This is a genomic window from Herpetosiphon sp., from assembly GCF_003512625.1.
Classification (GTDB): Bacteria; Chloroflexota; Chloroflexia; order Chloroflexales; family Herpetosiphonaceae; genus Herpetosiphon; species Herpetosiphon aurantiacus.
In genome coordinates this window covers 11,555-35,992 of sequence record NZ_DOPT01000046.1, presented here as the reverse complement: position 1 = coordinate 35,992, position 24,438 = coordinate 11,555, and the positions used below count along the sequence as shown (strand labels likewise).

Annotated in this window: 20 protein-coding genes; 5 read left to right on the top strand and 15 right to left on the bottom strand. The window is 49.1% G+C overall.

Features of this window, described 5'->3' with window-relative positions:
• Positions 1-3: 3 nt before the first annotated feature.
• The 4 genes from DEF47_RS10720 to DEF47_RS10705 all read right to left on the bottom strand — a co-directional run bounded on the left by DEF47_RS10720 (position 4) and on the right by DEF47_RS10705 (position 3,010).
• Positions 4-1,380 carry a sensor histidine kinase gene (locus DEF47_RS10720; protein WP_012189900.1) on the bottom strand — a complete coding sequence of 459 codons (1,377 nt, stop codon included), beginning with the start codon at positions 1,378-1,380 and terminating at the stop codon, positions 4-6.
• Complete coding sequence (locus DEF47_RS10715; RefSeq protein WP_012189901.1) at positions 1,377-2,072, bottom strand: response regulator; 696 nt, start codon at positions 2,070-2,072, stop codon at positions 1,377-1,379. Before DEF47_RS10715 ends, DEF47_RS10720 begins: the two co-directional genes overlap by 4 nt.
• Positions 2,073-2,147: 75 nt before the next feature.
• A complete protein-coding gene (locus DEF47_RS10710) occupies positions 2,148-2,483 on the bottom strand; it encodes a hypothetical protein (RefSeq protein WP_012189902.1) in 336 nt (111 codons plus the stop codon).
• A 2-nt stretch (positions 2,484-2,485) separates the two neighbouring features.
• Complete coding sequence (locus DEF47_RS10705) at positions 2,486-3,010, bottom strand: DUF4405 domain-containing protein (RefSeq protein ID WP_012189903.1); 525 nt, start codon at positions 3,008-3,010, stop codon at positions 2,486-2,488.
• 208 nt (positions 3,011-3,218) lie between these two features.
• Here DEF47_RS10705 and DEF47_RS10700 point away from each other — a divergent pair, with 208 nt between their 5' ends.
• Both DEF47_RS10700 and DEF47_RS10695 read left to right on the top strand, forming a co-directional pair.
• The gene (locus DEF47_RS10700; protein ID WP_012189904.1) at positions 3,219-3,953 is read left to right on the top strand and encodes a DUF7873 family protein; all 735 of its coding nucleotides are present in this window, start codon (positions 3,219-3,221) and stop codon (positions 3,951-3,953) included.
• A 146-nt stretch (positions 3,954-4,099) separates the two neighbouring features.
• On the top strand, positions 4,100-5,041 hold the full coding sequence (locus tag DEF47_RS10695; protein ID WP_041304460.1) for an ADP-ribosylglycohydrolase family protein: 942 nt from the start codon (positions 4,100-4,102) through the stop codon (positions 5,039-5,041).
• Positions 5,042-5,204: 163 nt separating this feature from the next.
• Here the strand turns inward: DEF47_RS10695 and asnS are convergent, their stop codons facing one another.
• Positions 5,205-6,548 carry an asparagine--tRNA ligase gene (gene asnS, locus DEF47_RS10690; RefSeq protein WP_012189906.1) on the bottom strand — a complete coding sequence of 448 codons (1,344 nt, stop codon included), beginning with the start codon at positions 6,546-6,548 and terminating at the stop codon, positions 5,205-5,207.
• A gap of 104 nt (positions 6,549-6,652) precedes the next feature.
• Positions 6,653-7,384: a hypothetical protein gene (locus DEF47_RS10685; protein WP_012189907.1), complete on the bottom strand. Its 732-nt coding sequence runs from the start codon at positions 7,382-7,384 to the stop codon at positions 6,653-6,655.
• A 528-nt stretch (positions 7,385-7,912) separates the two neighbouring features.
• On the opposite strand from DEF47_RS10685, the gene DEF47_RS10680 reads away from it, so the two are divergent.
• Positions 7,913-8,779, top strand: coding sequence for an SDR family oxidoreductase (locus tag DEF47_RS10680; protein ID WP_012189908.1), 867 nt, complete (start codon positions 7,913-7,915; stop codon positions 8,777-8,779).
• Here DEF47_RS10680 and DEF47_RS10675 read toward each other — a convergent pair.
• Both DEF47_RS10675 and DEF47_RS10670 read right to left on the bottom strand, forming a co-directional pair.
• A complete protein-coding gene (locus DEF47_RS10675; protein ID WP_012189909.1) occupies positions 8,776-9,933 on the bottom strand; it encodes a sigma-54-dependent transcriptional regulator in 1,158 nt (385 codons plus the stop codon). The genes DEF47_RS10680 and DEF47_RS10675 overlap by 4 nt on opposite strands.
• Positions 9,930-11,249 carry a sensor histidine kinase gene (locus tag DEF47_RS10670; RefSeq protein ID WP_012189910.1) on the bottom strand — a complete coding sequence of 440 codons (1,320 nt, stop codon included), beginning with the start codon at positions 11,247-11,249 and terminating at the stop codon, positions 9,930-9,932. Before DEF47_RS10670 ends, DEF47_RS10675 begins: the two co-directional genes overlap by 4 nt.
• 236 nt (positions 11,250-11,485) lie before the next feature.
• On the opposite strand from DEF47_RS10670, the gene DEF47_RS10665 reads away from it, so the two are divergent.
• A complete protein-coding gene (locus DEF47_RS10665; protein ID WP_012189911.1) occupies positions 11,486-12,052 on the top strand; it encodes a DUF305 domain-containing protein in 567 nt (188 codons plus the stop codon).
• Between the two features lie 179 nt (positions 12,053-12,231).
• Here the strand turns inward: DEF47_RS10665 and DEF47_RS10660 are convergent, their stop codons facing one another.
• From DEF47_RS10660 to DEF47_RS10650, 3 genes are all read right to left on the bottom strand, one after another.
• Positions 12,232-12,606 (bottom strand): hypothetical protein, encoded by a 375-nt coding sequence (locus tag DEF47_RS10660; protein ID WP_041304462.1) that lies wholly within the window; start codon positions 12,604-12,606, stop codon positions 12,232-12,234.
• 70 nt (positions 12,607-12,676) lie between these two features.
• Positions 12,677-13,945, bottom strand: a complete 1,269-nt coding sequence (gene fabF / locus DEF47_RS10655; protein WP_012189913.1) for a beta-ketoacyl-ACP synthase II — start codon at positions 13,943-13,945, stop codon at positions 12,677-12,679.
• 450 nt (positions 13,946-14,395) lie between these two features.
• Positions 14,396-15,949, bottom strand: coding sequence for a hypothetical protein (locus DEF47_RS10650; protein WP_012189914.1), 1,554 nt, complete (start codon positions 15,947-15,949; stop codon positions 14,396-14,398).
• 419 nt (positions 15,950-16,368) lie between these two features.
• Here DEF47_RS10650 and DEF47_RS10645 point away from each other — a divergent pair, with 419 nt between their 5' ends.
• Positions 16,369-18,897 (top strand): cellulose-binding domain-containing protein, encoded by a 2,529-nt coding sequence (locus tag DEF47_RS10645; RefSeq protein ID WP_012189915.1) that lies wholly within the window; start codon positions 16,369-16,371, stop codon positions 18,895-18,897.
• Positions 18,898-19,069: 172 nt separating this feature from the next.
• Here the strand turns inward: DEF47_RS10645 and DEF47_RS10640 are convergent, their stop codons facing one another.
• The 4 genes from DEF47_RS10640 to DEF47_RS10625 form a co-directional block, all read right to left on the bottom strand.
• The gene (locus DEF47_RS10640) at positions 19,070-21,877 is read right to left on the bottom strand and encodes a CHAT domain-containing protein (protein ID WP_041304464.1); all 2,808 of its coding nucleotides are present in this window, start codon (positions 21,875-21,877) and stop codon (positions 19,070-19,072) included.
• A 53-nt stretch (positions 21,878-21,930) separates the two neighbouring features.
• On the bottom strand, positions 21,931-22,704 hold the full coding sequence (locus DEF47_RS10635) for a hypothetical protein (protein WP_012189917.1): 774 nt from the start codon (positions 22,702-22,704) through the stop codon (positions 21,931-21,933).
• A 150-nt stretch (positions 22,705-22,854) separates the two neighbouring features.
• Complete coding sequence (locus DEF47_RS10630; protein WP_287045127.1) at positions 22,855-23,790, bottom strand: RNA polymerase sigma factor; 936 nt, start codon at positions 23,788-23,790, stop codon at positions 22,855-22,857.
• 160 nt (positions 23,791-23,950) lie between these two features.
• Positions 23,951-24,331: a hypothetical protein gene (locus DEF47_RS10625; protein WP_012189919.1), complete on the bottom strand. Its 381-nt coding sequence runs from the start codon at positions 24,329-24,331 to the stop codon at positions 23,951-23,953.
• Positions 24,332-24,438: the final 107 nt, after the last annotated feature.

Genomic DNA, 24,438 nt, shown 5'->3' with positions numbered 1-24,438 from the left:
TTGTCAAGCAATCGGTAAACTGATAATAAAGCTCGTACCTTCGCCCAAGCTTGATTCAACCTCGATTTGGCCTTGATGCGCTTCAACAATCGCCTTGACAATCGCCAATCCCAAGCCTGTCGAGGCTTGATCTTCACGTTGGCGCGAGCTATCGCCCCGATAGAAACGCGCGAAAATGTAGGGCACATCAGCAGGATCGATGCCGCTGCCAGTATCGCGAATAATCAATTGCACCTGCTGCGCTTGACGTTTGGCAATCAGGCTAATACTGCCTTGTTTGGTATGGCGCAGGGCATTATTAACTAAATTATTCAAGACTTGGGCCATGCGATCAGTATCGACCGAAACCGATGGTAGGCCAGCTTCAGTTTCTAATTTAAGTTCGATATTTTGGCGTTCAGCCTGCACAAAGGCACTCAAAATCGTGCGCTCGATCAAGGCCGCCGGATCAACCAAGCGCCGATTAAGCGAAAGCTCGCCCGCATCGGCCAACGAAAGCACCCGCAAATCGTCAACCAAGCGTTGTAGGTGGGTCACTTCATCAAAAATCACCGTGTAAATTGTCTCTGATGGTTGCAAAACGCCGTCGCGCAAGCCCTCAGCATAGCCACGCAAAATACTCAAGGGCGTGCGCAAATCATGAGCTAAATCAGCGGTCATCTGTTTGCGCAAATGGGTGGCTTTGCTCAAATCGGCACTCATATGATTAAACGAACGGGCCAAATCGCCAATTTCATCGTTTGAACGCACCGCAACTTGCTGCTCCAACTGGCCAGCCGCCATAGCTTGGGTCGCGACCGTCAACTCGCGCAACGAGCGGGTTAGGCGACGAGCCAAGAATGTGCCCACCAACAAGGCTACGCTCGTAGCAAAAATCGCACTGACCCCAATTGCCCAGGTAATCCGTTGATCGAACGAATCTTGGGGCCGCGGCCCATCTTTGATCATTTGATCAGCACTTGGCGCTGGCGGTTGGGCGGTTTGGATCATGCCAAAAGCAATGTAACCAATAGTTTGATTGGCAACAGTTAAAGGCTGAGTCGCATTTAATGTGGCTTGATCGGCAATCATGCCTGGTACATACGGGCCGTTGGCCAAAATCACGTTGCCATCACGATCAAACAGCGTGGCACTGCGGCGATAAAAAGCTAAATCAGCCTCTTGATTTAATGCCGATTCCAAGCCGTCCCACGTCGAATAGCTCATATAAAAGGTTGTGACGGCGTTGATTAATTCGGTTTGATCGCGCTCGGATAAAAAGCGATCAAACTCGCTGCGGGCACTCTGCCGCGCCAACAAGGCCACGACCACAGCCCCAATCAAGCCGACCCCCAAAAAAGCGAGGGTTAATTTCCATGTCAGTGAGCGTAACATCATCATTCAGGCCGTTTCGGGCGGGCAAAACGATAGCCAACCCCATACACAGTTTCGATATAGCGCGGATTTTTCGGGTCTGGCTCGATTTTGCTGCGCAAATTGCGAATATGCACATCGATGGTGCGTTCATAGCCTTCGTAAGCCTGCCCCGAGGTGCGATCGAGCAAATCCAGGCGCGAAAAAACGTGGCCAGGCGAGGCCATCAAGGTTGCTAGAATTTCAAATTCCGAGGGCGTAAGATCAACAGTTTGTTCGCCAACCATCAAGGTACAAGCCGAACGCTCCAGCACAATCTCACCAATTCGCAGTACATCGGCTTGGGGCTGAGCTTTGTAGCTACGGCGCAGCACCGCACGAACCCGTGCCATCACTTCGCGTGCATTAAATGGCTTGGTAATATAATCATCAGCGCCTAGTTCTAAACCAATAATTTTATCGTGATCTTCAATTTTGGCAGTTAATAAAATAATTGGCGTTTCAGCTTCTTTATTCCAAGCTCGCATAAAATCGAGGCCACCAAGTTCGGGCATCATAATATCGAGCAAAATCAAATCGGGTTTAACATCACGGGCGACATACAAACCTTCACGGCCATTCTTGGCCTCAAAAACATTAAAGCCCTCATTTTGTAGATAGCTGCGTAATAATTCACGTAACTTTGCTTCATCATCGATAACCAGAATTGTCTGAGCCATTGTGCGTTTCCAATCTCCCGCAACGGGTTCAAAAGGCGCAACGCTGGGGGATCGTCGCGCCTTACAACCGAGCAGCTAGAGCCATACAATATCGCGGCGACGACGCAGCCTGCGCATCCCAAAAGCCACAAGCGCAATAATCAGCGCCATAATACCAGCATTGCGAATGATATGGCCAAAACCGCCTTCGTGATGATCGCCGCCACGCTCGCGTCCGCCAAACTCTGGCCGTGCCGTGCTAGCCGATTGATCGGCTGAGCCAGCGGCTTGCTCGCTATCGATCGTCAATTGGCGTTCAGGCCGACCACCCGCAAACCCCGCCGCCGAGCTACTGGGCACAATTGCCACCAAACTGCCAATTACCAAGGCCACAGCCAGCGCAATGATTAATATACGTCCGAGTAATTTCATAATTATTGCTCCTTGGTAGCTAATTGGGGGGCAGGTTTGTGGAAACGTTTAGTGATTGGCTGAATCAAATAGCGCTTGCTGGTGCGCACAATCCAATCCCAGTGCAATGCCAAGTGCAAGCCAATCAAAAACACGCCAGCATCCGAAGCCAGACCGTGCAAGCTGCGCCATGTCATATTGTTGGGCAATTCCAGCCCAAGCAGCGGTACAACCGTCTTAGAAATCATAATTCCGGTGAACATGATGATCGTCATATCAATAAACAAGCCAATATTTAAGATGTAATTGATCCGTTGTTGCCAAGCAACTTTACGAAAAATTTTCTTGGTAATTGCCACAATCCATTGCCAATGTAATAACAAGTGGGTTACCACCATCACCGCCAAACCCATGCTCAACCACTCGTGAATTGGCTCGCCCGTGGCATTGGGAGCAGTCGCAATCAAAAAACTGATTCCAATCACCAGATCGACAACATAATTGGTTTTGGTTCGATTGCCTTTTTTGATCGTCGTTGCCGTTTGCATATACTCATTCCTTTGTGCATCAGGGTATTTCAAATCGCTGAGTGCAGTATAAAAAATGATTGTTCAAAGATTATGAAGAACTTTCGAGCAATCTATGAGGGCTAAGCCCAATGGCTGAGCGCAATCGGTCTGAGGGCTATGGCAAAATCACCCAAGCTTGGCTATACTGCCAACAGATTCAAATTTATTTCGTGAGGAGGATCATCCAATGGCTAAATTAAACCAAATCATTGCAGTCGAAAAAGGGGTCAAAAGCCGCTCATTTTCGGAGTTGACCGAAGCCCACCAAGCTTTACAAAAACAAGCCCTTTTAGCAGGAATTAGCCGCACCTACCGCCCAAAAGATGAAGAAGGCGAACAATTACCACCTGAATCAACCAAAGTACAAATGCGAGCCGAAGAAATTATTCGCCAAACCAGCGCCATTTTAACCCGTTTATTTGATGTGACTGCTACCAAAGATTGGACAAATTGCGTCGCCAAAGCCGATGTGGTTGTTGATGGGCAAACCTTACTTAAAGATGTTCCAGTTGCTTATTTGCTCTTTTTAGAAAAACAATTAGTCGATTTGCAAACATTTGTGCGTAAATTACCAACGCTTGATGCTGCCGAAACCTGGAATCTTGATCAATCGAGCGATACCTGGGCAACCGAGCCAGTTCAAACCGTGCGTACCAAAAAAATTCCACGCAACCACGTTAAAGCCGAGGCAACCGAAAAACACCCAGCCCAAGTCGAAGTCTACTATGAAGATGTGATCGTTGGCTATTGGCGCACGATTAAATTTTCAGGTGCCTTACCAGCTCGCCGTGTCAACGAATTACTCGAACGAATCAGCAAATTGCAACAATCAGTCAAATTTGCTCGCGAAGAAGCCAATAATACCGAAGCTGTCGAGCAAAAAGTTGGCGAACGCTTCTTGAGCTATCTGTTTGGGGCGTAACATTTAGGGTTCAGGGGCCAGCGGTTAGGGGTCAGGTGTGATCCACGAAGGACACAAAGAGCACGAAGGGTCAGGATTAAAGCATCATTCTAATGCCTGACCCCTCGCTCCTGAACCCTGAACCCTCATTTAACATTGGTTCTACAATGCAAACAACGATTCCTTGGCAACGCTATGTCGCATGTTTGGTCGGCGCAGCGATTGGCGATGCGCTTGGCACAACGTTAGAATTTCAGCGTCCAGGTACATTCGAGCCAATGAGCGATCTGCTTGGCGGAGGCGTGTTCAATTTGGCTATTGGCCAATGGACAGACGATACCGCCATGTTGTTGTGCCTTGCCGAAAGTCTAATCGAATGCCAAGGATTTGATGCACTTGATCAACTGCAGCGTTATCGGCGTTGGCTCAAAACAGGCCATCTCAGCAGCACTGGTGGCTATATCGATAGCGGGCGCACCATCCGCGAGGCAATTAATTATTTTATTCAAACAGGCGATGCTTTTGCCGGCGATCAAGATCGCTGGTCAGCGGGTAATGGCTCGTTAATGCGCATTGCGCCAATCGCCCTTGCTTATGTCAATAATCCTCAACAGGCTGATGTTTATGCCGCAGCCAGCTCACGCACCACCCACGGCAACCAGATTGCGATCGATGCTTGTCGTTATTACGTTGGCTTAATTATTGGCGCGTTGCATGGGTTGCCCAAGGCCCAACTTTTAGCCTCTAACTATCATCCAATCCCTGATTATTGGCAACAGCACCCACTTAGCCCTGAAATTGCCGAAATCGCCAGCGGCTCGTTCAAGCAACGCCAACCACCAGAAATTGAGGCTTTAGGTTATGTGCCACGCACGCTTGAAGCAGCGTTATGGGCGTTTTACCACAGCAATTCATTTGAAACAGGCTGTTTATTAGCAGTTAATTTGGGTAATGATGCTGATACAACCGGAGCAATTTATGGGCAACTTGCCGGAGCCTATTATGGTGAAACGACGCTGAGTTTGCCATGGGCCAATAAAATCGCGCTCAAACAAACCATTTGGAAGTTTGCGATCAAATTGTATCTTTTGACGAGGGGTCAGGTGTGATCCACGAAGGACACGAAGAGCACGAAGGGCCAGGATTAAATTATAATTTTAATGCCTGACCCCTCGCCCCTGAATCCTGACCCCTCGCCCCTGAATCCTGACCCCTCGCCGCCTCTGCGTTAAAATTTCCGATCCCCAACAACCAACAACCAATCCCCAAGCCTTATGGATAAATACGATATAGTTGGCGTGGGAAAGGAATCGCCTCGCGGATGTGGCGCGTACCTGCCAGCCAAGCAACACAGCGTTCGATCCCCATGCCAAAGCCTGAGTGCGGCACACTGCCATAACGCCGCAAATCCAAATACCATTGGTAATCGGCGACATCAAGGCCATGCTCACGAATGCGTGCTTCGAGCAACTCAGCATCGTGAATCCGTTGTGAGCCACCGATAATTTCGCCATAGCCTTCGGGAGCGATCAAATCGGCGCAGCGCACCACTTCAGGGCGGCCTTCGGCTGGTTGCATATAAAAGGCTTTGACCTTGGTTGGATAGTTGTAGATAAATAAGGGTTTATCAAACAAGCTGGCCAAGTAGGTTTCATGGGGTGCGCCAAAATCGTCGCCCCATTCCAAATCGGCTAATGGTGCATTATCGGGAGCAACAGTTGCCCCTGCCGCCACACCTTGCTTGATTTTTTCAATCGCCTCGTCGTAGCTGATACGGGGGAAGGGTGGCACAATATTTTCGAGCTTCGAGGTATCGCGCTCTAAAATTTTGAGATCTTCTTCGCAGCGATCAAGCACGCGTTGGACGATATAGGAAACGAAATTTTCTTGCAATTCCATATTATCGTCTTGGTCAGCGAAGGCAAATTCTGGCTCGATCATCCAAAATTCGGTCAGGTGGCGACGAGTTTTAGATTTTTCAGCCCGAAAAGTGGGGCCAAAACAATAAACCCGACCAAAGGTTGCCATGCCCGATTCAACGTAAAGCTGGCCAGTTTGGGCCAAATAGGCATTACCCAAATCGAAATATTCGGTGGCAAACAAGTCGCTCGTACCTTCAGCAGCGGTTGCCGTGAGAATCGGCGAGTCGTAGCGCACAAAATGTTCGCTGTTCAAATATTCTTGGGCTGCGGCAATCACTTGAGCACGAATGCGCAACAAGGCATGTTGTTTGGCAGAGCGCACCCACAGATGGCGATGCTCCATCAAAAATTGCGTGCCATGCTCTTTGGGGGTAATTGGGTAATTTTGGGTTAGATGCACAATTTCGATATCAGTAACATCTAATTCAAAACCCAAGCTCGAGCGTTCGTCGGCGCGAAGTGTACCATGGATATAGCACGAAGATTCTTGAGTTAATTCTTTGGCTCGCGCAAAAACTTCTTCGCTGACATTCTTTTTAAACACCACACATTGAATCGTGGCGGTACCATCGCGTAATTGAATAAAAACCAACTTGCCTTTTTCGGTTTTGTGATAGACCCAACCAGCAAGTTTGACCGCTTCGCCAACATGGTCGGCGCTATCGCGGATATACATCGAGGGCAGCAGTGCCATAGATGCTCCTTCCAACAAAACAACACAATGGCGATGCACCAAGGCACCGCCATATTTCTCGCAATAATACCATGTACTGCCGCAACCAACTACTTGAGAAGCAATTACTCCGATTCATCGCCAGCATCAAGTATTGCCAACTCTTCGGCAGTCGGGGTTTGCGAAACCACCTTGCCAAAGATTTCGCGCTCTTTGTTATCGCGAATCATAAAGGCTCGTTTGCGAGCTTCTTCTTCGCCATACTTGCGCACCGACACCGAAGTTCGATGGATTTCATTCGGGCGAGGACACCAAGTTATTTCGTAGACATCGCGCAAATAGACTTCGCCTTTGCGATTGCGATCCTTGCGGCGCACTCTGGTTACACCAATTTTGCCCGTGGCGTTACGGCGACTAACCGTGACCACTGGGCGATCGGTTCGAGGCTTGCCTAATTCACGCTCGGCCTCATCGCGGAAGTCTAAGGCAGCAGCTAAAGCGCCTTCGCGACCATCGTAGAGCATATCACTGAAGAATTTAACTCGTTGTTGGCCTTTGTAAAACACCCGTACATACCAGCCATGCGTCCGCTTGATCTCACGATCAATCCGGCTAATGCCTTTGTAGTGTACCTCAGGGTCAACCGTTTCAATGTGGGGTCGCCCTCGTTCGCGCTTGATAGAATCGCGATACTCTAAAGCATTACGCAGCGCATTACCAGAGCCATTGAACGCATTGTCACTAAAGAACTTGCTGAACAGTTCACCGTCGATCCTCACCCGCACCCACCAACCATACGAATTGGCCTCGACGTTCTCAATCCGTCGGATGTTTTTGTACTTTTGTTGTGTTGCCATATGCATCCTTGTCCGTTGGTGTAGAGCCTCCAAAATACAGCTCTCGTGCGGCTTAAAGCCATAAAACCTAGCACGATTATAACCTGAAAACTCGTTCTTGAATCTATGCACTTAGCCCTATCTACATGGGTAGCTTTTGTATAACCACAGTTGGTACATGGCTTCCTAGCAACTATGGGCAGTCATTGAGCAAGTGGGGGATGTAAATAGATTGTTTTAATCCTTGTGGTGAGGGTCTCGATCACCTCATGGACAGCACTCGCAAAAGTGGGTCGTAGTTGGTATGCCTACATGCCATTGTAGCACATTGGTATGCTTTAGTATAGTATTACGTCAAGCAAGCGCAAATAGCCTTGATCTTAGTGTTGGATGCTGCACTACTCTTGTAAAAAACGCTGCTAAATCCACATCACCCTGTTGGGTATTTGGAGGGGATAGGCGCTGACCCACAAGATCGCAGTTCAACACAACAATTGGTATGGTTCTTGCATTGCTCAATCGTAAATGTATATAAAAGGAAAATTTATTATGTCAAATAATCAACTAAAACAGCAATTTCCAGCCCAAACCCAGGATCAACAGCCTGGAATCGAATCGGCAATGCAGCCCAAACCCAAAGCCCACGATCGTAGCTATCGTGGGAGTGGCAAGCTCAAGGATAAAGTTGCGCTGATCACTGGCGGCGATAGTGGCATCGGTCGCGCAGTAGCAATCGTGTATGCCAAAGAGGGCGCAGATGTTGCAATCAATTATTTAAATGAACATGAAGATGCCCAAGAAACCAAACGGCTGGTTGAGGCCGAAGGTCAGCGCTGCTGGCTCTCAGCTGGCGATATTGGCGATGAAGCATATTGCCAAGGCTTAGTTGAACAAACCGTTGCAACATTCGGCCAACTTGATATTTTGATCAACAATGCCGCCGAGCAACATCAGCAAAAATCGATCACCGATATTAGTGCTGAGCAATTGGAGCGCACCTTTCGCACCAATATCTTTGCCATGTTCTATTTGACCAAAGCTGCCTTGCCACACCTGAAGGCTGGCAGTAGCATCATTAATACTGCTTCGGTGACGGCCTATCGTGGCAGCCCTCAATTGCTCGATTATTCGGCAACCAAAGGGGCAATTGTAGCCTTTACTCGTTCGCTCTCGCAAGCATTGATTGACCAAAAGATTCGGGTCAATGGCGTAGCACCTGGCCCAATTTGGACTCCACTGATTCCTGCAACCTTCGAGGCCGAAAAAGTTGCGCCGTTTGGCAGTGATGTTCCGATGCAGCGGGCAGGCCAACCTGAAGAAGTCGCCAATTGTTATGTATTTCTAGCAAGCGACGATGCATCATATATGGCTGGGCAAATTTTGCATCCCAATGGTGGCGAAGTGATCAATGGCTAGCTAAGGCCATGTTTTTCTAGCCGATAGAGTAATTGATGGCGCGATAAGCCCAATAATTCAGCGGCGCGGGTTTTATTACCATTGGCTTGTTGCAAGGCCTGTTGCAATAAACTGCGTTCGACCACCTCAAGTTGCAAGCCGCTTGCGGGCAGTGTGATTGGTTCGGCAGTAGCACTAGGCAAATCGTGTGGCAAATGCTCGGACTGAATTAGCTGACCATTAGCCGCGACAGCTGCACGTTCAAGGACATGGCGCAATTCGGGCAGATTGGCGTTCCATTGACTTTGCTCTAGTTTTTGGAGCGCCTGAGGACTAAGCATCTGCTGTCCAAGCCAATAATCCGCTAACAAGCCAATGTCGCTACGGCGCTGATTAAGCGTGGGGAGATGCAGCGTTGGAACCGTTTGATTCGGCGCTTCAAGGCTAGTCAAGAGTACACATGCCGCAAGTTTTCGAGCGAGTAACCAATCCAACCACCCTAAACCACGGCGAATAATGATACTGCCTTGGCCCGCCTCGTCCAGCGCCGCCTCAAGCATCGATTCGTTCAATAAGCCAGCATCAAGCTCAATCAGCGGTGCCTGCTGGCGCTGGCTGATAGCATGGGCATACCGCGCCAATTGGGCCTTGCCCACGCCCGCATCTCCCACCAAAACCAACACGGGCAAGCGATCGATCATGCGTTCAAGCTGTTGACGACAAGCCACCCATGCTGGATGACTGCCGATCAAATCGTTGACCATGCGCTGTTGCTGTTGTTGGCGTAAACGCCGTAGTTCTTGTTGTAGCGCAGCTCGTTCCAAGGCTCGTTGCAATTTGAAACCAATTTCTTCCAAATCAAAGGGCTTGCGCAAATAATCAGCAGCGCCCAGTTGCATAGCCTCAACCGCGCTGGCCACTGTGCCATACGCCGTCAAGATCAAGACAACGACTTCAGGCCAGCGTTCGCGCAAGCGGGCCAAGGTTGCCAAGCCATCCATGCCCTTCAACTTGAGATCGAGAATGACCACATCGGCAGGTTGGCGGCTCATCGCAGCCAAGCCATCGTTGGCATTCGCGGCCACCACTACGTCGTAGCCTTGGTCGCTCAAGGCCTCGCTAAGCACCCAGCGTAAATTGGCTTCATCGTCGATAACTAAGAGGCGTTTGGTCATTGCTCAGCTCCTTGGTTCACAAGTGGCAAGCGCAAACGGGCTAAGGTGCCGCGATCAGGCGCAGGCTCAAGCCGAATTGAGCCGCTATGTTCAGCTACGCTGCGTGCCACCAAGGCCAAACCCATACCCGTGCCATCGTCGCGGGTTGTAAAAAATGGATCGAAAATTCGCTCACGAATCGCTGGATCAATGCCTTTGCCCTGATCTTGGATACGAATTTCAAGCTGTTGGGCCACAGCCAAACTCTGAACCTGAATAATTTGGCCAGCTTGGCTCGCTTGCAATGCGTTCAACAACAGATTTAATAGAATTTGCCAGATCGCATCGTGATCAGCTTCAACCCATAATTGATCATCGGTGATGGTTAGATGAAGATCAACCCCATATTCAGCCGCCAAAGGCTGACAGGTAGCCACAAATTCAACTAATAATTGGTTAATTGCCAAAGGCTGGCGCTGTAACGCTTGGGGATGGGCATAATCCAACAACGAACTAATCAGCCGATCCAAGCGATCAACCTCGCTATTAATGACGCTGGTATAGCTTGCCAAATTTGGTTGTTGGGTCAATTTAGTGCCCAGCAGTTGGCTGGTGGCTCGCACTACGCCCAAAGGATTACGCGCCTCGTGCGCCAAACCACCAGCCAACTGCCCCAAAGCCGCCATCCGTTCAGCCTGACGAATCCGCTCGGCGATCGCTTGTTGTTCGCGAATATCTTCAAACACCAAAACTGCGCCAATCGGCTGGCCTTGCAGATTATGCAAATCAGAGCGACGTACTGCCAAGGCAATTTGATTGATTTGGATTTCGCTGTAGCCATTGGTTTGGGGCAGTTGCACGAGAGCTGGCCTTGGCTGTAATAAGGTTTGGGCAGTTGGATTTTGCAATTTCAATTGTTGCTGCTCGATGGTTGCTACGCCGACAGGCAAACTTGTCAATACATCGTTAATATACACATGCAAGGCTTCGGCCCGACTATGGGCCTGTTGTTCACGCTCGGCCAATGTGCCAACCAAAGCGGCAACCAGCACCAACGTCGCCATTTCGAGGCCATTATCAAGCAAGCTGTTGGCCGCATGCGCATCGAGCCAATGGGCATGCGGCAAATAGACAAGCGCCGTGAACAGCGCCAAGCCAATGCCCGCCCAACGACCCCAGATCACCGCCGCCACACCAACAGGCACATAATACAAACTGCGATAAATCGAGTGGTAGGGCAATAGATGAGCACTGGTCAGATAATGCAGCGCCGTGATGATCAACTCGCTGCTAAGCACAAACCACAGCCAATAGCGCTGTTTAATCGATTGAAGCATGATCAGCCTCGTCGTTTAAAGGTTGTTGCTTCTATTGTAAGTTTGTTCTGTTCAGCAAACAATTTTTTTATAGAATTCCGATAATTTGATTGCTAAAACCGTAGCAAATGCCACAATCTGTAGCAAATGCCACAGCCCAACGCCGCAAGTTTGGTTCAAATTGAGCAAAATTGGCCTGTATTTAGAAATTTGGCTAGGCTAAAGCTAGTTGACATTTAGTTGAAAGGAACCACAATATGCGGCGATTTATGATGTTTCTCGGTTTAATCGTAGTTTTAAGTGGCTGCGGTGCAACCAGCCAAACCAACTCAAGCACCAATGATCATGGCGGAGATCACGCTACCGAAGCTCCAACAACCGATCATGGCAGTATGAGCATGAGCGATCTGCAATTTCTTGATGGCATGATTGAGCATCATCGCGGGGCAATCGCTATGGCCAAGGATGCTCAAAGCCAAGCCAGCGATCCACAAGTGCAGGAGTTAGCCAAGCAAATTATCGCAGCCCAAGAGCCAGAAATTGTGCAATTGCAGGCTTGGCGCAAAGCATGGTTTGGCGATGCGCCAGCCAGCGATTTAAGTGCGCTGCATATGGGTTCGATGGATGTGCCAGCAGGCAGCGAAAGCTATGATCGACGCTTCTTAACCGCCATGATCAGCCATCACGATGGTGCAATCGCCATGGCCCAAAGCATCAAAGCAAGCACCCAACGGGCCGAACTCAAAACCTTTGCCGAGGCAGTCATCACGGCCCAAACTGCCGAAAATCAACAAATGGATACTTGGTTGCAGGAAATTAAGTAGGGGCTAGGGGTCAGGGGCCAGGGATTAGGGAGCAGGCATTATGATTGGGTTGCGTAATGCAAATCTGGCCCCTGACTCCTGAATCCTGACCCCTCGCTCTTCTTCGTGCCCTTCATGTCCTTCGTGGATCAAAACGTAACGGCTGATTCTGCACCTCGACCCATCATAACGTTGGATTATTAATCTAGCTCGAACCGAATACCAAGGATTTGAAAACGATCATTGCAAAAAATATGTATCCATTCACCACGGGGAAATTCGGTGGCCCTAACGACTAGTTGAAAGACCAGTAATTCATGTGGACATGCAGAAGGAAGCTCACCATATTCACAAATTTCAAATTGCTCAAAATAAAATTCTCGATTACCAACAGTTAAAAGCAGTTCAAATAGCTGTTCCAAAAAATTAGTTGGGCTAAATTCTAAAGCATATGCTGGCAATACCATACGATTACACAAATCTAAATTCTTAAAATAGGCACTAATCTGCGCTTGACAAGCACCATCCAGACAAGGATCGGGGTTTATTTGATTATGCCAAAGATATAGACTCATCCTTCATCCTTTATCCTTCATCCTTTTATAAACCCTTCTCCTCTGCATCCCTCATCCTTCACAATTAAACTTAGCCTTGCCAACGTTTAAGAATGACACTGGCATTGACTCCACCAAAGCCAAACCCGTTCGATAAGGCATATTCAATTGGCATTGGGCGAGGCTGCTTCGCTACTAAGTCGATGCCCTCACTCGCCGGATCAGGATCGTCTAGGTTTAATGTGGCTGGCGCAATTTGGTCGCGAATTGCCAAGGCCGTAAAAATTGCTTCAACCGCGCCTGCAGCCCCCAACAAGTGGCCAGTTGACGATTTGGTGGCGCTCACGGCTAAACCAGAGTTTTCACCAAATACCTGCTTAATCGCCGCCAGTTCGCCACGATCGCCCACTTGGGTTGAGGTAGCATGAGCATTCAAATGTTGAACATCGCGAGCAGAGATTTGGGCCTGGCGCAAGGCTAAACGCATTGCCCGCGCCGCGCCAGAGCCATCTTCGGGGCCAGATGTAATGTGGTAGGCATCGGCGGTTGTGCCATAACCAACGACCTCGACTAATGGCGTTGCTCCACGGGCTAAGGCATGTTCCAAATCTTCTAACACCAAAACGCCAGCACCTTCGCTCATCACAAAGCCATCGCGGGCTTGGTCGAACGGGCGCGATGCCAAGCTTGGGCGATCGTTAAATTCGGTTGCTAATGCTCGCGCAGCGGCAAAGCCACCCAAGCTAACCGGATCAAGTGCAGCTTCAGTGCCACCACAGACCGCTACATCGGCCTCGCCACTATGAATTAAGCGGGCACCATCGCCGATTGCCTGCAAACTAGCAGCACAAGCAGTCACGGGGGCGGCGATTGGCCCACGAAAGCCATGGCGAATTGAAATATGACCCGCTGCAAGGTTGATCAGAAAGGCAGGCACGGTAAAGGGTGAGAGCCGTTGCGGGCCTTTGCTATCTAAAGTGCGCACTGCTTGGGTGATGGTCGAAAAGCCACCAACGCACGACGCAATCAAGGTCGCAGTTCGCTCTTGGGCTTCTTCAGTTTGTGGTTGCCACTGAGCTTGCTTGAGTGCCTCGGCGGCAGCAGCCAAACCAAGCACAATAAAGCGATCCATTTTACGCAGCTCTTTGCTATTGGCAACGGCACTTGGCTCGAAACCAGCCTGTGGATCATCAGCCAAACTTGGCACCATGCCGCCAATTGTACTGGCCAAGCCGGCGCTAATCTGCTCAGGCAAAGGGCCAATTCCCGATTGTCCAGCTAATAGGCGTTGCCAAACGACATCTACTCCGCAACCCAACGGCGAAACGATCCCCATTCCGGTAATGACAACACGACGCATAGTGATTCCTTAACTAGGTTGCTGCGCATTGTAGCAACCGCCTCACCACTATACCGCAGTTTTGATCGGGCTGAGGGGTGGGGATGAGAATATAGAACATAGAACATAGATGTAATGGTTCATTGCATTAACAACCAATTGTCACGTTCCCTCACCCCTAGCCCATCTCCCACGGCGGCGCGAGCGAGGGGAGCACACTTGGAGCGATTCCCCCTCGCCTCGCGTGCGGGAGAGGGGGTCAGGGGGTGAGGGAACAAGAACGGTTGCCAATCTCATGAACCATTACACATAGAGCATAGAACCCAAGAATTTTGCGGTTTGAAATCGTATAACCCAAAGATACAGCCTAACGATGGTGATCGGCTTGTGGCTATCGGGGAATTTGCGCCAGAGCGCTGGATTAGACAGCCGAGATGTTTTGCCCATAAACACCTCGGCTCTGAAGATTTATTATTGGGGACAAGGATCGGGCCAAACGTTCTCAAACTCCCAACCAAAATCGCCATCTTTCCAAGCATAGGTATACGACCAAGCGCATTCAAGCTCGCCCATGCGCCAAGTAATGCGCAAACTACTGACCGAAATATCAAATTGTTGTTGATCAAGAATGCTTTGGATGGTCGCCACTTGTTGTTCAAGCTCGGCTTGATCAGCATTGGTCGGTCGATCAAGTGTGATCGAATAGCCGATATTCATAATGCCATACATACAGTTTGTCCCTTCGCCATTCCCGCTCAGTTCAACCATTGCATCAATGCCAACTTGCTGCAAGGCTTGGGTAACGTGGACTTCAGCTTGGCGGGAGACGGGATAGGTGCCAAAGTTAAACGCACCACTACAATCATATAATGGTGTATCAATAGGTCGAGGAATCGTTGATTCAACAATTTCTTGATGCCGGCAGCGTGGCCCCCATTGCTCGGAGCCAAAATAGGGCGATGAACGAGGATACCAAACATGGCCCTGAGCATCTTCGGCATACTCGTAACCCCATGAGCAGCCACTATTCATAAAACGCCAGGTAATAATCAGCATATGCGGCGGATAATCCAAACTAGGATGTTGGCGCAAATCAGTCACGATTGTCTGAAGTTGATGGGCACGATCTTCAAGCAATTCAGAGGTTGCGTTAGTCGGAGCTTCAATATAGAAGTGATACCCTAAACGGGTTGATTGATAATTGCAACTTGTGCCTGTGCGTAGCTGATAGCCACTGGCCTGACCAGTAAGTTGGGTTTGATCGATGGCGGCTTGGATGAGCGCTAGATTGGTCTCGCTCAAAGGTTGAGGGGAACGCGACGGAAAACAATAATTACTTGGAGCAGGTACTTCGGCTACCAAACAAACTGAGTCACCAACATCAGTTTGTTTGGTCGATGATGTATATTTTAAATACCAAGCATTGCCATCAGGGTTGATCGTCGTGGCATATTCATAATCCCAAGAGCAGCTATATTCCCCAAAGCGCCAATAAATACTTGCACCAAACATGGGATACTGAAGTCCTGGTTGATTTTGCAGATCTTGCATTAATCCATGAAGAATTTGGGCGTACTGGTAAAGTGTCGCTTGATCAGTTTCTGGAGCTACCTCAACCTCAAGACTATACATAATCCAAGCAATCTCGTCTGAACAGGTTTGCCAGTCGGCGCGGCCATAAACCTCGGCGCTACCTCTGAGTTGGGTTTGATCAAAGGCCGCTTGGACAGCCTGCTCGGCAGCTGGCTCAAGCTTGAGTCGATCATAATTAACATTACATGCTTCAGCCGCACCATAATACTCATGCACTGGCCGAATTTCGGGGGTCGATTCCGTGACTTCTAACTCAGGGGTCAACGTTATAGTTGGTACAAGATCAAGCGTGGGCTGGGTTGTTGCTTGAGCATTTGGTTGAATATCAGCTGCTGTGATCGGCGTTGGTGTCAGCGCAAGCGCATTACCACAGCCACCTAATGCCACCAACAGCAACCATCCAAAGCCAATTCGGTTAAGCCAGGCCTGCATACATCCTCCACAAACCAGCTAGATTTCGCCAATAATCTCAGCATAGCCCAACCAAATGGATGAAAAGTGGCGTTTGCTTAGGAATTCTGGGACTTTAAATGTCCATTTGAAGAACTTGGTTATTGGGTTCCTAGTTCTGGCTTCGTATCCTTCGTGCTCTTCGTGGATCACATTGGCTTGGCTTTAGTTAAAAATCTTTTATTAAAAACTATTGACAAATAGTACCAAAACCACTACATTCGTTAATGAATATTTACAATTATCTTGGGAGCGATTCCGTAACCATCGCTGCTGCCCCTTCCAAATAATTCCACTAGGGCTTGTTTCTTTGAATTTGAGACCGATTCCAAGAATGCAAGCCGAAGCTGTTGGGTTAGCACTGTTGCAACTCATCGCATATCGCAAGGAGGCGCAAGCTTATGCTACGACGAATGTATGCTCGTGGAACATTGTTGGTATTGTTGATCGCCTTGATCAGCCTTAGCGTTGCACATCGCACGGCTACGCCCAGCGCGGCAGCGGCCAGTTGCGTGGTCAGCTATAAGGTGATCAATCAATGGGCCGATGGGTTTATTGGCGATGTGACCGTTACCAATAATTTGGCAGCAACCACAACTTGGCAGTTAAGCTGGACGTTTGCTGGCAATCAGCGGATTGTTAATCTGTGGAATGGCGTTTTGACCCAAACTAACGCCGCCGTCAGTGTGCAAAATGCCGCTTGGAATGGCTCGATCACCAGCGGTGGCAGCGTTAATGTTGGCTTTCAAGCAACATTCAGTGGCACGAATAGTATTCCCACGAGTTTTACCCTGAATGGGGTGGTTTGTGGCGAAACTAACGTAACGATCACACCGCCAACCAGTAACCCAACCAACACGGCGACGGCGCGGCCCCCAACTAACACCCCAATGCCCCCAACTGGCACTCCGCGTCCATCGAATACCCCAACGATTGCTCCAACTACCCCAACCGCAACGCCCAACAACAATGGCTGTATTGGCGCAATTATCTGCGACGATTTTGAAAACCAAACCGGCATTGATCCCAGTGGATTTTGGCAAGCGCTCTATCCTGATTGTACTGGCCATGGCTCAGTGATGGTCGATAACACCTATGCCAATAGCGGCAGCAAATCGATCATGGTTCATGGGCATAGTAATTTCTGTGATCATGCCTTTTTCGGCAATACCACGGCGATCGAAAGCATTGGCAATCTGTTGTATGGCCGCTTTTATGTGCGCCAAGATTTAGCTTTGCCCGACCATCACATCACATTAATGGCGCTCAAAGATCGCAACGACGCTGATAATGATTTGCGCTTGGGCGGCCAGCAAGGGGTGCTCGATTGGAATCGCGAATCGGATGATGCAACCGCCCCATCGATGAGCAGCGCAGGCATCGCCAAATCGGTCACGATTCCACCTCGTCAGTGGACATGCGTCGAATTCAAGATCGATAGTGCCAATGGCTATTTGCAGGCCTGGGTCAACGGCAGCGAAGTTGAAGGCATGCGGGTTGATGGGGTCGATACGCCTGATATTGACCAAGCTTGGCGTACTCGTGCCAATTGGCAACCACGCTTAGTTGATATTCGGTTGGGTTGGGAAAGCTACGGCGGCGATGATATTACCCATAATATTTGGTTTGATGATGTGGCCCTGGCAACTCAACGTATCGGCTGTAGCGCTAGCAACCCAACTACGCCGACCGCTACTCCGCGCCCAACCAACACCACCACGCCCGTGGTTGGCACGCTCACGCCTAGCCCAATTCCCAGTGCAACGCCAACCATCGCGCCCAATGGCATTACTGCTGCTACCACGATTGCCGAGCTTTGCCCAACCTACCGCCAACTCTATATCGATCGTGATTTTCTCGATTATTTGCCGAGCGACGGCAGTGGCGGCCATAACAACATGCCAGTTGATGGCGGCATGACTGATGCCCAAAAAGCTAGTTTATACGGCGTGAATATCAGCGCCATTCAAAGCAAAATTGGCAATGGCACATTAACTTTGGGCGAATTGGGAACCCAAGCCTTGGGCCATGTGCAACGCTTAGTCAATCAAAATTTCCCCAAAAATGCGATTTGTCAGTTGTTGCCACGCTTGATGCTGCTAGGGCCGGAGACCGAAACCGCTACCTTCCACAAAAATAGCAGCAATCCATGGGCTGAAACCGCTGGCCCCGTCAATGCGATTGCCCCCGCTGGATTTATGCAAACCCGCTGGCCAACTGATGCTCGTACCTATGTGCCAGCCGAAAAAGCCGAACGCGACCGTTGCCACGATCAGCCAGTGCATGAAAATAATCTTGGCTGGACATTTAGCTCGATCGTTGATCCGAGTATTTTGTATGATCCAAATAATCCAGTGTTGAACGCAATTCGCACGAGTACCCACCCAATCAGTGGCTTGCCGATGGGGCCAGGCTTTAGCAGTAATGCGCCGATGCAGGCAACGACCAAACTGCACGAGGAAAATTCGGGTTTCTGGTATCAGGTGATTCAGTTCAAAAATACCAGTACTATTCCCTATTACCTCGATTGTGCCATGATTTGGTGGGTCGGGCCATCGGGCTTATCGTTTGATTTACGTAATGGTCATTATAATAATGAACAACGCCCTGGCCGTGGCTATGGTCACCCACAGCGCGATATCATCGAAGTGGTGTACAATCAAACACAAAAGCTCTCGGTGTATAGCATTCGTTTGTCGTTCCACGATGAGCCGTACAACATGCGCACGGCCTACCCCAACCAATATTGGTCGTTGGAAGTTGGCACGCCCGCCTTTTTGAATGGACAGGCGCGTTATACCACCTCAGCCGAACGCCAAGCCTTGATGGATTTGATGCTCAACACATTGCATGTCGAGCTTGAAACCAACCTTGATCGCAATATTGAGCTATTCGATGCCCTGAAGATGCGTAATCGGGTTTCGAATTAGCAATTAGGTGTAATGGTTCATTGGATTGCCAACTAGTTCCGTTCCCTCATCCCCAGCCCCTCTCCCACTGAGGCGGGAGAGGGGTGCTCCACCCTTCATGATACGGTGATTCCGATCGCCATCCGGGCAGAAGCAGGGGCTAGGTGGTGAGGGCATGCCAAATCGAAGAACACTAGGCCAAACTACTAATAACTTGAAGCCCGCCCCAAACTAAGGGAGAAGCGTTATCATAGTGCATAAGCCAATCATTTTGGAGCAAACATAGTGCTCGTACTGGGTCGCTACCAGCATGGAGCAAGCTATGCAAGCGGGCCATCAAGCGAGGCGAAGCATCATCTGCTTGCTTCCAAAGGTTGGCAATTACCGCCGTAGCTCCTGCTGCCAAAAAAGCCCGACTCAAGCTCAACACCTCTTCGCCCGCCAAAACATCGCTCGCCGAGCCATCACAGACCGATAAAATAACCCATGTTCCTTGGAGTTGCAGATCAATAATCTGATCGAAGCTTAAACGCTCATCCCACAATTGAATATAGGCAGCTTGGCCTGCGCCAGAGCGTAGCTGGGCATGACTGGCAATATGCAAAAATCGACAGCCTAGCAAGCTCCCGGCGTTGGATAGCTCGAAGATTCGGGCTTTGGTTACAGCCGCATTCTGGAGGGTCAGAGTAGGCTGATCAGCATAAATTGCTTCAAGTTGGGCTATTTCAGGTTCAACATTTGGCAACGCTGGCAAATCATCACGAAACTCGCTACACCCAATCATAACCCCCTGACTATATGGTTTGACCACCATGGCGGTTGGTTGAATGTGGCTAAGATTAGGCAGAATATTAATCGCTGTATGCTGAGCCAACCATTTTTGGTTAAGTCGTAACGTGCCCCATGCAATTCCATGTAACGGCTCAGCGGGCACAATCAGCAAGTAATCAAGGGGTTGTGAAACAATTGGGGGCAATAAGTGAGACGCAAGCGACTCAAGCTCAGGCCAAATCGGCTGATCGCTTGCTTGCTGACCACTATAGGTAAACCAGCGATATCGTGCCAAACTTGCTCGTTCGATCAAGCGTTTCAAGCCAGCATCAAGCACAATCACATCAGCTTGCAGCATGGTTGGGGTGAGGGTTAAGCGAATTAACCGTGAGCCATGACAAATATAGGCCAACACCACCCAACGCGCCTGATATACCGCCGTTAAATGCTGCCGAAGCTGGGCAATATCAAGCTGATCAAAGGCTTCAGTGATGTCAAATTGAATCTCTGGAATCTCAAGTTTGCCAACAGGCGGCAGATCATCCAAGAAACCCAGACTATCCGTGCGCAAACCACGCCACAACTGTGCCTGCAACGCCCGCGGAATCCGACGATTGGAGCGCCCTGAATCCAGATGTTGGCGTAATACCAAGGCGCGTTGTTGTTCGCTCAATTGCAATAAGGCCAGCGGATTATTCGCTTGGAGAGTCAAATCAAGCGCCGCCGTAAAAAGATCGTGGGCCTGCACAAAGATCGCACTTGAGGCATGTTCATCGAAAAATTCGAGGCGCAAATTGGTGATAATAAGACTAACTTGGGTATAGTAATCAAGGGCTGCTGCGGTTTTACCAAAGGCCGCCTCGCACAAACCTAGCCCATACAAAATGCGCCAGCGATAGAATGGGCGATCATCCAAATAGCCCAAAGTTTGCTGAAGCTGGTGTTTAATTGTGTGTATCTGGGCATTATCAGAATCATCTGTTGATTGATGTTGTTTAAGCGCCAGCCAAGCTAACTCTAAACGGCATTTTGCAGCAGCAGGTTGATTATCAAGTTGCTTAAAAAGGCTTTCGGCGTGGCCGAAGATGGTGGTTGCTTGCTCAATATCACCCTGCTCAGCAAGTGCAAAAGCCAGCGCTTGCCAATATTCGGCTTGTTCTAATTGATTAGTACCCTGCAAAATCGGCGCTTCAATCGAACGCAATAGATCATAGGCAGCCTGTGCTTGATGTTGAGCACGCAATACAAGTGCCTGATTGCGGACACTCCCAGCTGCCATCCGCAGCAAATTTAGCCGACGATAATTCCCCTCAAGCCGTTCGAACATTTTAAGCGCAAGCTCATACAAGCCAGCATAATAGAGAATATTGGCGAGATTCAGCTCGCAACCATTGATAAAATCGTGCCGCGCCAGCTGCCCATAGCGCCGACGGGCATCTAGTGTCCAATCCAACGCGGCAGCATAACGCCCCAAACGACTTAACGCCAAGCCTGTATTTTTGGCACATGCGGCAATCAAATAAACCAAATTCAGATCATCGGCAAGTGTCTGAGCCGCCGCGAGGTCGTTAAAGGCCGCAGCATAGCGCTCTTGGCGCTGCCACAACCATGAACGATCAAACAAGCAACGGGCACACTCTGGTTGCATGTGCAAGCTGCTAAAAAGCACAAATGCCTGATCAAGCAGACGACCAGCTTGGTTAAAATCATGGTTATGACTATAGGTCATCCCACTAATCCATAGCCAATAGGCTTGGTCGTATCTGCTGCCCAACTGATCAATCGAGGCTTCAAGCGGCTGAATCAAGCTCAACCCTCGCTCAACCTGACCAAGACTATAATAATGCAAAACCCGCAGCAGATCCGTCCGAGTTGCCTCAAGTGGATAGCCAAGCGCACGAAAGCGGTGAGCCAAGCCTTCCAGTCGCTGCAAATTCTCGACATTTGTTCCAGCGAGCCAAGCCCCAGCTAAAGCCAAACCCTCACAATACAAAAGGCCAAGCGGATCATGGCTCAGCCCAAATGCTTGGCGGGCTTGGCTCAGGGCCAACTGCAACGCCGCAAGCCGCTGAAGCCGAAGGTTGGCCAAACCAAGACAATATTGTCGCCATGCAAACTCATGGTCGTCAGCTACCTGATAGCGTTGCTGCCGCTCAAGCATTCGCTCAGGAGCATGCATCGCTAGCAACAACCAACGACGAATTGGCTTCGGTGCAGTTGCAGGAATCAATGCTCCCTCCGTTTCAAAGTTACGCGTTCAGCATACCAATCAAAAAACTCAAGCTATTCTAACGATTGTTCAGCAAATACCCGCATTGATACCGATGGATCAGCATCAAAGAGCGCTGCATTAAACCCATCAAACGTGGCAACTCCATGCTCAAAGGTCGCATAAAAGTGCTGATCGCCGATCGCAGCAACGGCGCGGCCAGTAATCGGCGGATCGACGGTGAGCCTGATTCGCCATATCCCTTCTTGCAACACCAAACTTGCCTCGATCGTCAAATCTGGGCCACTGGCTTCATGAATCACCGAAGGTTCTTCATCCCCTTCAGCAGCCCGAAAACGAGCTTGTTGATAGTGCATCAAGGCCGTGAGCTGACCCGCCGCGATCGTTAATTCAGGCCATAGCTTTTGATAGCGGGGGATTGGCGTAAAGCTTGGCAACCGCAGTTCCAGCCCAATTGGTTTGAAGTCCACAGCGTTTTTGGGGGCTAAACTCAGATCGGCAACTGTTGTGGCATAGAGTTCCGCACAAGCCCGACAACTACTTAAATGCCACCAAATGGCGCTATGCTGCTGCAATGCTTGATAGGTTCCAAGCTCTGCCTCAGCCTCAATAAACGCCGCAATTGCTTCAAAATCAAGCTGGCATAAAGCGGGTTCACTGGGTGGGGATAATGCGGGCGAGGTTATGGTTAACAGGGTCAAATGCGCCCGACACTGCTTGCAGGTTGCGATATGCCAATAAAGTGTTGGCGGAGAAAGCAAACCAGCCGTCGCATTACTGAGCTGAGCAAGCCAATTCATAACTGCTGTATGTGATACATGCTCCATAAATCGTATACCTTTAATCCTACTACAATCCAAGATGTTGCTAAGACCTCAAAAATACGGCCTACATCGCTTGGCACCGTCCATACAATGCGCCATTAACAACAGCTCGATCCTAATTCCTAATTAATATGATGCAGTTATCGCAAATTTTTACTTGGGTTCTGCCGAATCGTCAGAGGTTGCTGCATCGTTACGCCAATAAATAATTATCGGATCAGTATAGAGGATTGTTTGAATTTTTTTAAACAGTTCGTGCACCCGCCCAATACTTAAGCCCTCTTTTGCGGCTATTTGCTTAAGCGTCAACTCTTCTACCGCATAATATTGAAAAATATCAGCTAATCGCGGGTCAGGAGCTTGCCTCAAAATTGCAATACAATGTTGATGCAGCAGATTAAAATCCACAACACTCTCCAGCGATTCGTTTCGGTCAGCCAGCTCCAAGCCAATTTCATCATCAATCGATTGATCAGGCTTAAGTTGATTACGGGTTTTCAACTTGCGTACATATTGCAAATATTGATTATTAACAATTGTGTAGACCCACGTCCGTAAGCGACTTTTGTATTTAAATTGATTAATCGATTTGAAAATCAGCAAACATGTTTCTTGGATGAGATCGCTCATAATCGTCTGACGATCGCCATACGCATAAACTTCTTTCGGAGCGAGCTGGTTGGCTATCTGACGAATGAGGTCATTCCAAGCACGCCCATGGTCTGGATGTGACTGATCAGCCAAGGCTTGAATTAAGCGATGTTCGAAATGATAGTTGCTAATCCACTTGGATAACAATTCAAGATTATCAGGTAGTTCGGGGTAAAGACGTGTAATTACGGCGATATATTCATCAATTTGTGAGGCATTCAACATCCATTGCTCGCAATCATTGAGGTGGAGGATGCTCTTACGCACAACGTCACCACAATCGTCAAAGCGATTCATAAAGCTACCTCGTGGGCCGATGCAATTCAATCTAAAAAAGGCCATAAGTAGGGCGTATTGTAGCTTTAACGATAAAAATATGCAAGGAATTAAGGATGCTATAGCAACGTTGTTTATTGCTATAATGGCTTGCGAAATCATGATTCCACTTAATCGAATCTATACCTTAACGATCCAATAATCAACCCCTCTCCCACCAAGTGAGCGAGGGGCAGCATACTAGCCATCTTTAAAAAAAAAAGCACACAAAAATGTACAAGCAGCAGCAACGACGGAGCGCTAGCCGCTACTTTGCCTAAGGTTACATTGCAAACAAAGCGGTAGTACGGGTACGAATCGAAATCCCCATCAAGAAGAAACCCAACAAGCCATAAATTAACGCTTCAAAGCGATTATCACGGCCTCGCGTGAAGGCAAAGGTTGCCGGAATCGAAATAACCGCGACTGCTGCATACAAAATATGGAAGATATCACGCTGTGGGCGAGCACCGCCGATATACAGCAAAATTCCGACAATTGCCTCAACAATCACCAAGCCTTCGCCAATTACCAATGCGCCCCAAAAATCGCCAGTGATCGAACGCCCAGTAAAAAACAGAAAACAGCCCCAAATACCAATAATGATCATAAAGAGCATAAAGGCAATTTGCAGCCGATCATGCAACAGATATAAGATGTTCATTCAAAGTCCTTTAACTAGCAGGGGTTGGTGATCATTTCCTAAGGGTAGTTTTTTAGCAATTATTGAATATTAGCATTCATCAGTATTCACCACCCTTCCGTCCCGCC